We start from the raw sequence: 13,890 nt of genomic DNA on the forward strand, positions 1-13,890 counted from the left end.
GCCGGAGACGATACCGGCGAGTAGCAGCAGAAAGGTAAATCCAAATGAGCATAACCTTCCAGCCCAGCGAGCTCTTCGAAGCGGAGCTAGACGAATCCCTACTCGGCCCCCCATTGGCCGAGGTGATAGGCAAAGAGATTCCTACGAGGATAGCCATTCCCTTTACCAGCGACGACTCACGCATCCTCTCTGGAGTCTGGGAAGCCGAACCAGGCCTCTCGCGATGGGAGTTTTTAGAGCGCGGTGAGGTGATTCACGTCCTTGAAGGCCGCATGGTGGTCACGGAGGATGACGGTGAAGCCGTCACTCTGGAGGCCGGAAGTGCCGCCGTCTTCCCAATTGGGTGGCGAGGGACTTGGGAGATCCAAGAACGGATCAGAAAGTTCTTTGTGATATTCACGCCCTAACCGCGGCAACTCTGCCGGTCAGGCCCGGCGGTACATCCCGGGTCTGACCGGTTGTGACCGTGAGCGGGCTTTCCCAGTGCGGACAGTGGATACCGGATTTTCTGTTTATCTCAACTTGGGACAATCTGATGTGCAACGCCAAGTCGGTCGATGAGCAGCCCTCGTGCAACCAAATACCTCGCTTAAGCGTCCGTCAAATCAAACTGAGGTATACCGGAAATTCGGTAACCACTGGCACCGTGAAGGAGCTGACTTCAAGCGCCCATAACGGACGTAGTGCCTATCCGGTTTGCTCAGGTGTAGCTTGGCAGCATAGGACAGTCAGATTTCCCGCGGTCAATTCTGGAGTTTTAGGCCAAGGTTGTTGATGAGCAGGCTGGCCTGGACTATCGTCTGGGGTGCCGCTGCCCGACGGATTCACCTGAGACGGCCTGGACGATGCCGCACAAGCTCCGACGTGCCAGGTGGCACCGGAACGGGCCCTGCTGAGCCGGGAAGTCGAAGTCGATGAATGCGAGGTCATAGAGCACCGCGGCCGCCCTCCCCCGTTCCGGCGGGGGCCAGTCCCAGCGCCCGGCCCAGTTCCGTGCAGGAATGCACGACGGCGGCAACGCCTGCCGCCGCCAGTTCGCCGTCGGGGGCGAAGCCCCACGAGACGCCGATGCAGTCCAGGCCGTTGGCGCGCGCACCGTTGACATCCTGGTGCCTGTCCCCCACCATGATGGTGCGGGGCGCTGTGGCGTGTGGCCCGGCATGTCCGGCCAGCCCTTCGAGCGCAGCGGCGATGACCCCTGTCTTGTCTGCCCGGTACCCCGGCGCGCCGGGCATGAGCGTCTCGTCAGCGTGCGATCCGCAGATCAGGTCAAAGGAATCGGCCAGCCCGTGGTGGGTCAGCAGCGTATGGGCCAGCGGCTCGGGCTTCTGGGTGGCCACGGCCAGTTGCAGGCCCGCAGCGCGGAGTTCCGTGAGCAGCTCGCCGATGCCCGGGTACACCCTCGACATCGCCATCCCCTCCCCGGCATACCAGGCGCGGTACGTGGCGATGACCTCGCCCACCAGGGGTTCCGGCACGCCGGCAATCGACACGAGCGCGTCGGCGAGCTTGGGCCCGACCATCTTCTCCAGCTCCGCGGGCGCGAGCGCGGGCAGGCCCACGGTCCGCAGCGCATGGGCGATGCCACCGGTGATGCCTCCCGCCGGGTCGACAAGCGTGCCGTCAAGGTCAAACAGGACAGCGTCAAAAAGACCGGCGTCAAGAAGGATGGCGTCGAAAAGGCCGGTACCCGGTGGGACGGATCCAGAAAGCGGGCCGTCTGGCGGCGTGGCGGGGGTCGTGCCGTCGTCGGACGCGGCGGGCGCAGCAATACTCACGTCGACAGTTTCCCACAGTCCCGGCGTCCGGCCAGCATCCATGCCCCGGTGACGATGTCATCGATGACATTGAAATACCTTCAGGACATGGACGGGCCCTCCGCGGACGATGTTTGCAGCCGGTGGAATTTCCCGCCTCGGGACGTAAGCCGCGCGACGTGGATGCCGCTGGCCGTTGCCGAGAATCCGAGCTCAACCAGGCTGGTAATGACGAGATCCGCACTCAGATCCGCCGCTGCGTGTGTACCCGCCACGGCCAGGGTCGTGCACCCGGCATCATGCGCGGAGCGCAGGCCAGCCGCTGCGTCCTCGACGACGAGGCAGCGGCCGGGGTCGAAACCCAGCCGCCGGGCGCCGAGCGCAAAAGGTTCGGGGTCCGGTTTGCCGCGTACGACGTCGTCGAAGGTGACTACCACGCAGGGTGGCACCAGCCCGGAAGCCGTGATACGTGCCGCGGCCAGGGACCGCGTACACGAGGTGACAATCGCTTTGCGATATTCCCCGATGGCGGAGAGCGCTTCGGCGGCTCCGGGAAGGACGGTGATGCCGCCGACTTCGGCGATTTCGATTTGTTGAATGCGCTCAAAGGCTTCGTCGAACTCTTCGGTCGGAACCAGGGAAGCCACAATGTCCTGGGCCGGCTGGCCGTGGGCGCCGTCCAGGAACGATGGATCTAGTTTACGTTCGGCACACCACGCGAGCCAGGCCCGACGCACCGCGGGGGTCGAGTCTATGAGGGTGCCGTCCATATCGAACAGGACAGCGTCAAACGTCTGCCCGATCACGGGTCGCAAAGGCCCGCTCACCTCAGCGGCATAGGCCCCGGAGACAAGGATGGTGCGGTCATTGAAGTGGGTCATAGATGCGGCGTCTTTCTTTCTCCGCATTCCGGCATGGATTTCGTCCCTATCGCCTGTGGAATCCCCGTTCGAAGAAAAATCTAGCCCTCATGTGGGGGGGTTGATGAGGATTCGAACAGTGATTGGCGCCAAGCCCTCTAGGAGGACTCCTCGGGTGGAACGACGCCGAAAAATCCTGGGACTGCCTCCTGCAGGCTCACGCTTCTCGCCTCAAGGGAAGTTCTCCAGGGCCCGTCTGCCCGAGGATGTCCGAAAGGAAGATTGGCTGTGGCATCATCAACAGCTGGGGACTATTGGCTGGATCGGCTTCTGCAATGGGGAGTGGATAAAGTCTTTGCCTGCCCGGGCGATGGGATCAACGCAATCGTGGCAGCCATCGGGAAGGCCGAAAACCCGGCTTTGCGGTCGGCGTCTCCGGCCCGAGCGGCAAAGTCTTTAACTAACGCCTGGGCCAGCGCCAGAAAGGGGTCTCGGTTCAGACGCCCGCCTCTTGTTTCCGCGCTTCCCTGTCGAGAGCTTCCAACACCCGGGCGTTGTTTGCCGCGTCCGTGACATCGTAGCGCAGCGGCGTACCGTTTAGGACGCTGTCGGCGAAGTGTTCGCCCATCCGTACGAAGTGGTTTTCACCCTTGACCTCGTGATGGATGGTGTCCTGCCCGAAGTGATGCTCCTCCAGGATCGAATCCTCCTCCAAGAGTCCAAAAGGATTGTCGAGGTAGAGCCGGCCCCCGGTGCCCGTGAGTTCCAAAAAGTTGCGGCGCTCGAGGTTCACGCCGGTATCAAAAAGCACGGTTGCGCTGCCCGGAAAGCGCAGCATGCCCGCAATGCTGACGTCAATTCGACCTCCGTCGTTGGCGTCGCGGTAGTTGCCAAAGGCGGAGACTCGAGTGGGCTCCTGCGCCGCGACCATCCGGCTCACGTTGACGCAGTAGCACCCCGTATCGAAAAGTGCGCCGCCTCCGAGCCCGTTATACCAGCGGATGTTGTCGTCCCCGCCCGCATCGAAAGAGTGACCGACGTGGACAAACGTCAATGTGCCCACCGCATGGGCCGCGAGCAGCTCTTGCAGCTTCTCGAAACGCGGGTGAAAACGGTACATGAAGCCTTCCAGGACTTTGAGCCCGGTCTCCTCGGCCTTGCGCGTAATCTCCTCGCACTCGGCGGCGCTCATCGCCAAAGGCTTCTCACAGAGGACGTGCTTGCCTGCGTCCAAGGATTTGAGAATCCACTCGAGGTGCAGTGCGTTTGGCAGCGCAATGTAGACAGCGTCGATGTCCGGGGAAGCGAGCAGCGCCTCATAAGAGCCAAACGCCTGTGGGATGCCATGCTTCTCGGCGTACTCCCTGGCCTTTTCCTCGGTGCGGGAAGCGATACCTACGACCTGACCGTTTTTCGTTTCCTGCAACGCCGGAATTGTCTTGCGGACGATGCGGGCGCTGCCCAGGACGCCCCAACGCAATTTCTCACTCATTGAACTCTCCTTTTTTTACAACCTACCCCGCCTGAGAAGGGTACTGTGAACCGCAGCGCTAATTGGCTGGGATATCGCAACGCTAAATGTCCATAGAACCGGAGCGCTCTTCCCGCGCGGTGGCTTGGAGGGTTTAAAGCAGTCGCGACCCAGCAGGGAATGCAACTTAACGCTGCGGGAAAAACGGTAACTGGATCCAAGTGTCACATTCCAAGGATCAGCCCCTGGAGAATTCTCGAATGCAGCCAACTGCCGAGCTATCGGATGCTATTTCATTACCCGTAGGTTGGCTGAGTCAAGGCTGGATCAGCCAACACAACAAAAGTAGCACCCCAAGAGCCCTCCCAGAAACAGAAATATAGATCGTCCGAGGTGCGGCTGTGGGTGCATGCGGTCACCGTCCATAGCGGAACAAACCCGCCAACCATACCTAAGACCAAGTAAGGGCGTTCGACCACCACGGCGCACAGCGGCATTGGAACGCCAAGTACGAAGGGCCTTAAAACCGTGGGACGTCACCTCCGTGGCGCGCCCTGCAACGTCAGGGTTAGTCGCCGGCCTTGATCAGGAGTGCATCACCATCATGAAGAACTGTGCGCGGTGATCGGTAGCCGTCGGGTCGGCCAGGTATTGAATGGCCGCTCCTTCGAAGACCATGAGGAAGGACCTTACCAGCGTCGGGAGGCTATGCGCCAGCACTGATCACCACTGTTTTTGGCCGCGGAAGAGAATGTATTTCCGGCTCTTCCGAATTGAGAGTGTAGTCGGGGCTGCAGTGTGAGGAGCCTGGGGTCGGCAAGTTGTTTCAGCTGAGGTGAGGGCCTTGGGAGAGAATCAGATTATCTAGATCGTGATTCCTCTACCGCAAGGCCCTCGTGTTCCACGCTACCTTTCACAGCCCTGACCTGACCACATTCTGCCGCCTTGATGAGCTCGGACTTGAGGTGACCGGTCAGTACCTGCGCCCAGATCGTGCCGTCCTGGCCTGCCGCGTCACCGAGGCCGATGACTGGTGTTCCCGGTGCGGATGCCAGGGAGTCCCACGGGACACGGTGACTCGTCGGCTGGGCCATGAACCCTTCGGATGGCGCCCGACCACACTGCTGGTGAGTATCCGCCGCTACCGCTGCACCGGGTGCGGGCACGTGTGGCGGCAGAACACCTCCATGGCCGCGGAGCAGCGGGCGAAACTTTCCCGCCGCGGGCTGCGCTGGGCACTGGAAGGGATCGTATGCCAACACCTCACGGTCGCCCGTGTTGCCGAGGGCCTGGGCGTGACCTGGAACACCGCGAACAAGGCTGTCCTGGCCGAGGGCAGGCGTGTGTTGATTGATGATCAACACCGCTTCGACGGTGTGAAGGTCATCGGTGTTGACGAGCATGTTTGGCGGCACACCCGCCGCGGGGACAAGTACGTCACCGTGATCATTGATCTGACTCCGATCAGGGACGGCACCGGCCCATCGAGGCTCCTGGACATGGTCGAAGGCCGCTCCAAACAAGTCTTCGTCACTTGGCTGAAGGCACGCCCACAGCAGTGGCGGGACGGGGTTGAAGTGGTCGCCATGGACGGGTTTTCCGGGTTCAAGAGTGCCGCCACCGAGGAACTCCCTGATGCCGTTCCGGTGATGGATCCATTTCATGTGGTCCGCTTGGCTGGGGAGGCGCTGGATTCGTGCCGGCGGCGAGTTCAGCAGCAGACGCGCGGGCACCGCGGAAGGGCCGGAGACCCGTTGTATTCGGCTAGGCGGACGCTGCATACTGGGGCGGATCTGCTTACCGAAAAGCAACGCGACCGCCTTGAAACCTTGTTCTCCACCGATACGCATGTCGAAGTCGAGGCGAGCTGGGGCCTCTACCAACGCATGATCGCCGCGTACCGGGAACCGGACCGCTCCCGCGGACAGGAGATGATGCAAGCCGTGATCGACTCCCTCAGCGCCGGCGTCCCCAGCGCGCTCACCGAGCTCAGAACCCTTGGCCGCACGCTCAAACGCCGAGCCGTCGATGTGCTCGCCTACTTTGAGCGGCCTGGCACTTCCAATGGCCCAACTGAGGCGATAAATGGCCGTCTTGAACACCTTCGTGGTTCCGCTCTCGGGTTCCGTAACATCACCAATTACATCGCCAGATCGCTGCTGGAATCCGGCGGATTCAGACCCCGACTACACTCTCAATTCTGAAGAGCCGTATTTCCCAGCTCCAATTCATAGGCGGAATAAATTTCGCGGCCAGCGGGCTGACATCGGAATTGCGTGTTGCCCGCAGAATGAGTTCCATCTGAGCAAGCATGTTTGTGGGATCTTCCTCCAGCGAGCGCCAGGAGCCTTCGGCTACTTGTTCCACAGCCTTACGAAGACCCAAATGGACCGGGATGTCGCTGGAAAAGCGGCTCATGTGAATAAACCAAGCCTCGGCGGCCGCGTCCATGAGCTCGTCGTTATTGCCAAAGCAATAATATGGCTCTTCAGAATTGAGGGTGTAATTTCGGTCTGAATCCGCCGGATTCCAGCAGTGATCTTGCGACGTAGTTGGTGAGGTTGCGGAAGCCAAGAGCGGATCCGCGTAGGTGTTCGAGCCGGCCATTGATGGCTTCAGTTGGCCCGTTGGAGGTCCCTGGTCGGTCGAAGTATGCCAACACGTCTGCTGCCCGGCGATTGAGGGTCCGCCCGAGTGTTCTGAGCTCGGTGAGTGCGCTGGGAACTCCGGTGCTGACGGATTTGATCACGGCTTGCATCAACTCCCGCCCTTTGGGCCGGTCTGGTTCCCGGTAGGCGGCAACCATGCGTTGGTAGATGCCCCAGCTCGCTTCAACTTCTACATGCGTATCCGTAGAGAACAGGGTTTCAAGGCGTTGGCGTTGCTTGTCCGTGAGCAGATCCGCCCCGGTATGAAGCGTCAGCCTAGCCGAATAGAGCGGGTCGCCGGCCCGTCCACGGTGCCCGCAGCTCTGCTGCTGGACGCGCCGGCGGCAGCTATCCAAAGCCTCCCCAGCCAGACGGACGACATGGAATGGATCCATGACCGGAACAGCGTCGGGGAGCTCTTCGGCCACTGCGCTCTTGAACCCGGAGAACCCGTCCATGGCAACGACCTCGATCCCTTGCCGCCACGGTTGTGGGCGTGCTTTTAGCCAGGTGGCGAAGACTTGTTTTGAGCGGCCTTCGACCATGTCCAGCAGGCGGGAAGGGCCCGTGCCATCACGGATCGGTGTGAGGTCAATGATGACGGTGACGTACTTGTCTCCGCGGCGGGTGTGTCGCCAAACATGCTCATCGACACCAATGACCTTGACCGCGTCGAACCGGTGCCGGTCATCAATCAACACACGCTTGCCTTCGGCCAGGACGGCCTTGTTCGCGGTATTCCAGCTCACGCCCAGGCCTTCGGCAACGCGGGCGACAGTGAGGTGTTGGCACACGATTCCTTCCAGCGCCCACCGCAGCCCGCGGCGGGAGAGTTTCGCCCGCGGTTCGGCGGCCTTGGACGTGTCTTGCCGCCATACTTTCCCACACCCGGAGCATTTGTACCTGCGCACTCTCAGCAGCAGTGTGGTTGGGCGCCAACCGAAGGGTTCATGGCCCAGCCGACGAGTCACCGTGTCCCGAGGGATGCCTTGACTCCCGCAGTTCCGGCACCAGTCATCCGGATCAACAACACGGCAGGCCAGGACGGCCTGATCGCGGCTCAGGTACTGCCCCGTGGCCTCGAGTCCGAGCTCATCGAGGCGGCAGAATGTGGTCAGGTCAGGGCTATGGAAGGTAGCGTGGAACACGAGGGCCAAGAGGCAAGAGGAATCACGATCTAGACAATCCGATTCTCTCCCAAGGCCCTCACCTCAACCGAAACAACCTCCCGCCCCGGACTCCTCACGTGGCAACGCTGACTACACTCTCAATTCTGAAGAGCCAATAATATGCCGTAGCCAAGGGCGCATTGGCCTCTTTGGCTATGGCCCGGATGGTCACTGCCTGAACACCCTCACGACGCATCAGTTCAACCGTCGCTGCAATTAACTGTTCACTTCGGTCTTCTGCGGCTACCCGCATGGCTCACTCTATAGTCACTTGGTTTCGGCCCGACAGGGGCACTTCCTTACAGTAAGACTCTTGCTTGCGCCATGGAAAAGCTTTAACATCTTCATCATGAACGGTTGACCTAAACGCCTGTTCATGTAAGGATATTCACAATATCGTGACACACATCACAAGGAAGCTGTTTATCATGCGTAGTCAGACCATCGAGCCTTTGGAAGTCCTCCTCACCACGCCCGGTCAACGTTACGAGTTGCTCGACGATGCAGAGGCCAAGCTCCGGCAGGTAGCGATGGCCCACCGGTGTGCCGGCATCCTGGTCACCCGCCATGATCCATCCCGGTACTCGCTCGCACTCAGCGACACGGTTCCCTTTGGGGAGACCTGGGAGCAGACACTCTCGTAACCGTCGGTGGACGGCCGCACTGCCGGGCCGTCACCGTGGATCACTTCCGTTTGGTCTCATTGGCCAACGACATGCTCACCGCAGGTCCGCCAGCGGGTCTCCCGGGAGCAAAACGGGGGCCGCGGCCTGAAGACGGACAAAGCCTGAGCCCACGGGCAGTTGCTGCTGCGCGGTTACGGCATCCTCTTGCGAAGCAATGGACGGACTGTGGCTCGTCATGCGGGGCCGGGACCTGATCCTGCACGCACCCGCCCGCTCCCCCTTGCACCGCCAGCAAATCATCCTGCACGAATTTAGCCACATGATCCTCCATCACGACGACGCGACGGTTCCCGATGGTTCCCGGTGGGCCTGTAGGCCCACGCAGCCTGCCGTGCGGTGTGTTCGCGCATTCGCTCGATGCTCGAGGTCAGCCGTTCGTGGAATGTGATGGGACCGAATCCGCCGTCGTCCTCTGTGTACGAAGCCTGTTCCGCGCGCTGCAGGCCGTAGAGCTCGGCGACCATGTCGCTGTGTTTCCACCAGCAGTCCGGCACCACGGAGGTTGGCAGATGGTAAGTATCCACCAGCCACTGCACCCACTGTCCAAGGTGTTTCCAAACCGCCTCCGCGGTGCGAGGATCCATGTCGCGCCATCGGTATGTCATCGGAACCCGTTTGGAGCGTTTGCTCTCGGTCGAGCCGAACAGCATGGCGGCAAACTCGTCTTCGGCGCCTCCGCCGACGGTGTATTCGAAGGACTCTTCCTCATCCATGGTGTTTTCCTATTCGTCTGCCGGTGCGGCGTTCTCGCTGGTCTCTTGGCGCCGGCGGTGGCCTGCGGCGAGTTCGAGTTCGGTTTCGTTTTTGGACACACCGAGCTGCGTGGCGTCTTTGCGTTTGTGCCATTCGCGCAGGTCCAACAGAATGGGGCGGGTTCGCCTGCCCAGCATGATCGCTGTTCCGACGGGAAGTCGGCGGATCTCGTGCAATGGGATGACCGGGGCTTCCCGGATCTGTTCGCCATCCTGGCGCCCCTGAGCGGACCATGACCGGGTATTGACGGTGGTGCTCCGTTCACCGATGAGCCCGTCCAGGGCCCGCAGGTCGCGTTCGTCCGATCCACCACCAAAGATCACTTTGATGATGGCGGCGTCCCAGATGGTGGCCGCCTCGTCTATGGACCAGCCGGACCGTGCCTGGGACAGGGATTGGAGCACGACCATCGTGGAGATGCCGATGCCGCCGCCGTCGAGAGCGCCACAGGGAGTCCGGGCCATGGTGAAAGGTTCGCAATCTCGTCCAGGATCAGCGACAGCGGCGGATCCAGCCGTCCCCCCAGGGCAATAAACGCCATCTCCCGCGCCGCGTAATCGATGTCCTCGATCAGCGCCGACAGGTACGGTCCGGCTGAGGCGGCCCCGGATTTTGTGCCAATCAGGTAGAGCGTGCCGCGCTGACGGATGAAATCCTTGGGATCAAATTGTTCTGCCTCACCGTGCGGGTCAAGTGCCGACAGAACTTTTGGAGATGATAGAGGCGCGACGGCGGCCGTGACGCCGATCCACGAGTTTGAGGTGTTGCGGGGTCATCTTCAATGATTCCCATCAGATCGGCCTGCCAGCCAAGCGCGGCTTCCGGCTGGCCCAGAATCTCCAGCGCCGAAACGCCCTCACCCTGTCCCCGGACAGCGCCGCCGCATGCAGCAGGCATTGCAGCACAATGACGGATCGCTTCTGCCACGCGGCATTCTCGTCTTTGACTTCGGTGTCCATCTCGGGGTCCTTGCAACCGCGGACCGGCGACCACCGCAGCGTCGTCGGCAATCCCGACGTGCCCTGTGGATCGAACACCGTCACTGGCCGGCCGCCGGAGGCCCGGGCGCGCATCGTCACCACCAGGTTGTCGGCACGGGTCGACGTCGTCACAACGGCTCCGGGTGCATCGAGAATGGCGTTGATGAGTCTTCGCCGCCACGGCCTGGCACTGGATCGACCCAGCGCTGCGCTACCAGCGAGCCTACGAGCTCCTGCGACCCCGCGGCCACCTCGCCTTCTGGAGTGCCACCCATGTCATTCCCGAAGGCGGAGACCCCGTTCTTCTTCGAGATCCAGGAAGTCTACGAGGAGATCGGCGAGGGATGCCCGCGCGCGAAACCTGGCTGCGGCCTGGCGACATCCCCCACAGCCGCGCCGAGAGCGACCGAAGCGGTCTCTTCGAGGACGTGGTCGTTCGCCACTTCGATTGGGACGTCAGCTACGACGCCGAGGAGTACCTCCAGCTGCTCGACACGTTTTCCGGCCACATCGCCATGCAAGAATGGCAGCGCAGACTGAGTGCCCGCACCGCTGAGCGGACACCATGACGTCGCCGGGTGTGATCCTGACGACCCGTGGTCCGGTTAGGTACCACAGACCCCCTGCAGCGGATCTTGGTCCCTAGGACTACAGGTGTCCGGTGAGTGCGGAAGGTGTCCATACGGGCCACACCGGATCACCAATGAGACGCCCGCTTTCGTAGTTGGCAAGGGGCAGGAACGGCGTGGGCGCGCGGCTGTTGTCGTAGAAGATGCAGCGGTCAGCGAGGTCGCGTGCTTCCGCGACCAGGTCCCAGAGGCGCCGATAGCGTTCCCGCACCTTGGTTTCGGGAACTGTATGTCCGCCCTGTGCTGCCCGGTATTTCACTCGCAGGACAGTGACTTCCTCTGGGACGAGCATTACGTGCAGGGTGACAAGGTAGCCGGCAAAGGTGCCTTCTTTTATGGCTCAACTTTGCTGGGATGGCTGAATACGGTCTCGGTGATGAAGGAACGCCGGTGGTTTAGCGCGTCGTCACGTGCCGCCATTGCAGCAGCGGAAGCATCTTAAGCATGCTCGGCCTCATGGCCGGGCCAGCGCAGCGCTGCGATCTCATCTGCATTGATAAACGGAGGGTGCGTAACTGGTTGCAATACAGCGTGCACGAACGTGGTCTTACCTGCGCCGTTTGGTCCCGCAAGGACATGAAGGACGGGTGAACTCACGCTGGATTGGCGCTGGGGTTGCGAACAACTGCATGGCCCTGCTTATCCGCTTCTGCCCAGGGCCGACCGGCTTCTTGCAAGCGGTCTTTCAAACTCAGTCCCGCGATCTTTGCCGAGATCTGCTCATCCCACGCCACCCGGACCATGGCCTGCGCGGCATCCGGAAGACTGTCATAAGACGACTGTGCCGTCAGAACTTTGTTGATCGCTCCGTGCGTGATTATCGGCGACGCTTCCAGTTCGCGGCCATTGCGAGCCCAGTGATCCAACTGCTGCGCAGCACTGCGGCTTTGAATCTCGCCGGCGACCTTCGCGGCCCCGAAAAGTTCCCCATCAATGCGAGTTGGCATCGTCTTCATAATTAGACCGTAGCATCCCGCTACACTTGGCACCATGGCCGTGAGCGGAAGTAATTCATTTGCCGCCGCAACCGTATGCGGGACCTCTAACGGCACGGATCACTATCCCGGAGGTGGATCGTTGGCCCCGGGCGACCACCGTAGGTGGAGCGTCAGTCGGCGACCATCTCGTCGTCGCTAAGCCAGCTAACGGCACAGTTCTGAAGATCCGGGCTCCGTGCCGCTTCGAGATGATCTACGCCATCGCCGACGGTGATCCGTATGGCATCCGCTGCCTTGGGGAAAATGGTGCCCAACGCTTCACGAAACCGGGCAGCTCCGGTCGGCGGAACATGCGTGTCGGCTGCCCAAGCTCGAAACTGATCGCAGTCGGGTCCAGTCCGGCGTAGCAACGATCGCGGCGACTCTTGTGACTCGTATATCAGCTCCGGCTAGGGCGACAGCGATATCACCACCCATAGACACCCCCGGCCACGTAGTGATTGCTCAAAGCATGCCGCGGCGCAGCTCGGCATTCGGGAACGGCCATTACGGAAAAGCACTACATCACGAAAGCAACGGAATCTCCTGACCTCACCGCCGCAGTGGAGCAATTTGACAGTCAAGAACCTTACAACGGTTCAAAAAACGTCTGCACTTGGATGACTTGAACCAGCAGTACATGTTGCGCGTGGGGACACCGAAGCTGCCCCGTCCTTTGCGTCAATACGAGGACGCAACCGACGACCAGTTGGAGGTGGAGACGCTGCCGCTGCTGGGCGACCAAGGCGACGGCATGAGGAGCCTCATTAACGTTCTCATCCCTTTGCTGACCGCTACCTATCCCATTCTGATTGTCGATGAACCGGAGGCATTCCTTCACCCCCTCAGGCCTTCGCACTGGGCCAGGAGCTGGGGAGGATTGCCAGCGCCAAGGACATACAGGTCGTAGTAGCGACTCACGACAGAAACATCCTCGCTGGCCTAGTCAACGCGGACGCCCCCTATCGGTGGTGCGTCTAGTTCGCGAGCACGACGACAATACAAAGGCCTACCAGCTCAGGTCGGAGGCCTTGCGAGGCATCATGAAGGACCCCGTTCTAAAGTACAGCCACGTCCTCGACGGACTGTTCCACGAAGTGGCGATCCTTGCCGAGCTTGGAGATATCTGTGGTGTATGACTGCGCTGCGATCTTGAGGCCTTCGGCCATGGTCAGATAGGGGCTCCACAGCCCGGCGAGCTGGTCCACGGTCATGCCGGCTGCCAGGATGTAGACGCCGGCGGCGGCCTGTTCCCCGGCGTCCTGGGCGACGGCGGTGATGCCGAGGATGCGCCGGGTGTCGGCGGTGGCGACGATATTGATGAACCCGCGGGTATCCCTGTTCACCAATGCGCGGGGTACGTACTCCAGAGGCAGGACCCGGCACTCGCACCGAATGCCGGCTTCGTTGGCTTGGCGGTCGGTCATGCCGACGGCGGCCAGGGCGGGGCTGGTGAAGGTAACCCGGGGCAGGTGCCGGTAGTCGACGTCGCGGCCTGCATGGTTGAACGCGTTCTCAACGGCGCGGGTGCCGTGGGCGGCGGCGACGTAGACGAATTCGTGGTGTCCGGTCACGTCTCCGGCTACCCAGATCCGTTTGTTGGTGCTGTTCAGCTGCGGGTTGACTAGGATTTCGCCACGGGGTCCGGTCTTGACGTCGACGGCGGACAGGTTCAGGCTCCGGGCAACCGTCGCCGCGGTCCGTGAGACTGCCGTAGCAGGGGACCCGGCAAGCTGCGATCCCGGACGCATCTGCAGCTACCTCTAAATCCGGTCGCAGCCCAATGCCCACCTGGTCGGCTGGATTCCGAAAGAGCTGTATTCCGAACGACACACGGAACGCATTGTGCATGGCGCCGCCGGCGGAACACATAACAGGCTCGAGGCCCGGGACCAGGCCCTCATTCTCAGCCGGGCTCCGGTCGGGCCGGCGGGCTGTGGGCAATGCGCTGGATTCCGAC

At 61.7% G+C, this 13,890-nt stretch carries 15 protein-coding genes and 1 pseudogene; 4 read left to right on the forward strand and 12 right to left on the reverse strand.

Annotated elements, in window-relative coordinates:
• Nucleotides 1-44 precede the first annotated feature (44 nt).
• A complete protein-coding gene (locus ACLLJI_RS16640) occupies nucleotides 45-407 on the forward strand; it encodes a cupin domain-containing protein (RefSeq protein WP_434614549.1) in 363 nt (120 codons plus the stop codon).
• Between the two features lie 519 nt (nucleotides 408-926).
• Here the strand turns inward: ACLLJI_RS16640 and ACLLJI_RS16645 are convergent.
• From ACLLJI_RS16645 to ACLLJI_RS16655, 3 genes are all read right to left on the reverse strand, one after another.
• Nucleotides 927-1,778, reverse strand: a complete 852-nt coding sequence (locus ACLLJI_RS16645) for an HAD hydrolase-like protein (RefSeq protein ID WP_434614552.1) — start codon at nucleotides 1,776-1,778, stop codon at nucleotides 927-929.
• A gap of 80 nt (nucleotides 1,779-1,858) precedes the next feature.
• The gene (locus ACLLJI_RS16650) at nucleotides 1,859-2,638 is read right to left on the reverse strand and encodes an HAD family hydrolase (RefSeq protein WP_434614555.1); all 780 of its coding nucleotides are present in this window, start codon (nucleotides 2,636-2,638) and stop codon (nucleotides 1,859-1,861) included.
• Between the two features lie 475 nt (nucleotides 2,639-3,113).
• A complete protein-coding gene (locus ACLLJI_RS16655) occupies nucleotides 3,114-4,109 on the reverse strand; it encodes a Gfo/Idh/MocA family protein (protein WP_434614558.1) in 996 nt (331 codons plus the stop codon).
• A gap of 875 nt (nucleotides 4,110-4,984) precedes the next feature.
• Between ACLLJI_RS16655 and ACLLJI_RS16660 the strand changes: the two genes are divergently transcribed.
• Nucleotides 4,985-6,292 carry an ISL3 family transposase gene (locus tag ACLLJI_RS16660; RefSeq protein WP_434614561.1) on the forward strand — a complete coding sequence of 436 codons (1,308 nt, stop codon included), beginning with the start codon at nucleotides 4,985-4,987 and terminating at the stop codon, nucleotides 6,290-6,292.
• Here ACLLJI_RS16660 and ACLLJI_RS16665 read toward each other — a convergent pair.
• From ACLLJI_RS16665 to ACLLJI_RS16675, 3 genes are all read right to left on the reverse strand, one after another.
• Entirely contained in the window at nucleotides 6,264-6,539 is a 276-nt protein-coding gene (locus ACLLJI_RS16665; protein ID WP_434614564.1) for a hypothetical protein, read from the reverse strand. The two genes, ACLLJI_RS16660 and ACLLJI_RS16665, sit on opposite strands and share 29 nt — an antisense overlap.
• 37 nt (nucleotides 6,540-6,576) lie before the next feature.
• Nucleotides 6,577-7,884 (reverse strand): ISL3 family transposase, encoded by a 1,308-nt coding sequence (locus ACLLJI_RS16670; RefSeq protein WP_434614567.1) that lies wholly within the window; start codon nucleotides 7,882-7,884, stop codon nucleotides 6,577-6,579.
• A gap of 94 nt (nucleotides 7,885-7,978) precedes the next feature.
• On the reverse strand, nucleotides 7,979-8,158 hold the full coding sequence (locus tag ACLLJI_RS16675; protein ID WP_283562226.1) for a TetR family transcriptional regulator: 180 nt from the start codon (nucleotides 8,156-8,158) through the stop codon (nucleotides 7,979-7,981).
• Nucleotides 8,159-8,333: 175 nt separating this feature from the next.
• On the opposite strand from ACLLJI_RS16675, the gene ACLLJI_RS16680 reads away from it, so the two are divergent.
• Nucleotides 8,334-8,549, forward strand: coding sequence for a hypothetical protein (locus ACLLJI_RS16680; RefSeq protein WP_283562225.1), 216 nt, complete (start codon nucleotides 8,334-8,336; stop codon nucleotides 8,547-8,549).
• Between the two features lie 293 nt (nucleotides 8,550-8,842).
• On the opposite strand, the gene ACLLJI_RS16685 is transcribed toward ACLLJI_RS16680, so the two are convergent.
• From ACLLJI_RS16685 to ACLLJI_RS16695, 3 genes are all read right to left on the reverse strand, one after another.
• Nucleotides 8,843-9,304, reverse strand: a complete 462-nt coding sequence (locus tag ACLLJI_RS16685) for a hypothetical protein (RefSeq protein WP_283562224.1) — start codon at nucleotides 9,302-9,304, stop codon at nucleotides 8,843-8,845.
• A 9-nt stretch (nucleotides 9,305-9,313) separates the two neighbouring features.
• Complete coding sequence (locus ACLLJI_RS16690; RefSeq protein WP_434614572.1) at nucleotides 9,314-9,808, reverse strand: TraM recognition domain-containing protein; 495 nt, start codon at nucleotides 9,806-9,808, stop codon at nucleotides 9,314-9,316.
• 327 nt (nucleotides 9,809-10,135) lie between these two features.
• Nucleotides 10,136-10,456 (reverse strand): hypothetical protein, encoded by a 321-nt coding sequence (locus tag ACLLJI_RS16695; protein ID WP_434614575.1) that lies wholly within the window; start codon nucleotides 10,454-10,456, stop codon nucleotides 10,136-10,138.
• A 212-nt stretch (nucleotides 10,457-10,668) separates the two neighbouring features.
• Here ACLLJI_RS16695 and ACLLJI_RS16700 point away from each other — a divergent pair, with 212 nt between their 5' ends.
• On the forward strand, nucleotides 10,669-10,893 hold the full coding sequence (locus tag ACLLJI_RS16700) for a hypothetical protein (protein WP_434614578.1): 225 nt from the start codon (nucleotides 10,669-10,671) through the stop codon (nucleotides 10,891-10,893).
• A 79-nt stretch (nucleotides 10,894-10,972) separates the two neighbouring features.
• Here the strand turns inward: ACLLJI_RS16700 and ACLLJI_RS16705 are convergent, their stop codons facing one another.
• From ACLLJI_RS16705 to ACLLJI_RS16715, 3 genes and pseudogenes are all read right to left on the reverse strand, one after another.
• A complete protein-coding gene (locus ACLLJI_RS16705) occupies nucleotides 10,973-11,245 on the reverse strand; it encodes a hypothetical protein (RefSeq protein WP_434614581.1) in 273 nt (90 codons plus the stop codon).
• Between the two features lie 301 nt (nucleotides 11,246-11,546).
• On the reverse strand, nucleotides 11,547-11,909 hold the full coding sequence (locus tag ACLLJI_RS16710) for a TA system antitoxin ParD family protein (RefSeq protein ID WP_434614584.1): 363 nt from the start codon (nucleotides 11,907-11,909) through the stop codon (nucleotides 11,547-11,549).
• 1,079 nt (nucleotides 11,910-12,988) lie between these two features.
• A pseudogene (locus ACLLJI_RS16715) lies at nucleotides 12,989-13,618 on the reverse strand (FAD-dependent oxidoreductase); the annotation flags it as partial.
• Between the last annotated feature and the right edge of the window lie 272 nt (nucleotides 13,619-13,890).

The sequence above is a fragment of the Arthrobacter sp. A5 genome (assembly GCF_051131705.1).
Taxonomy (GTDB): Bacteria; Actinomycetota; Actinomycetes; order Actinomycetales; family Micrococcaceae; genus Arthrobacter_M.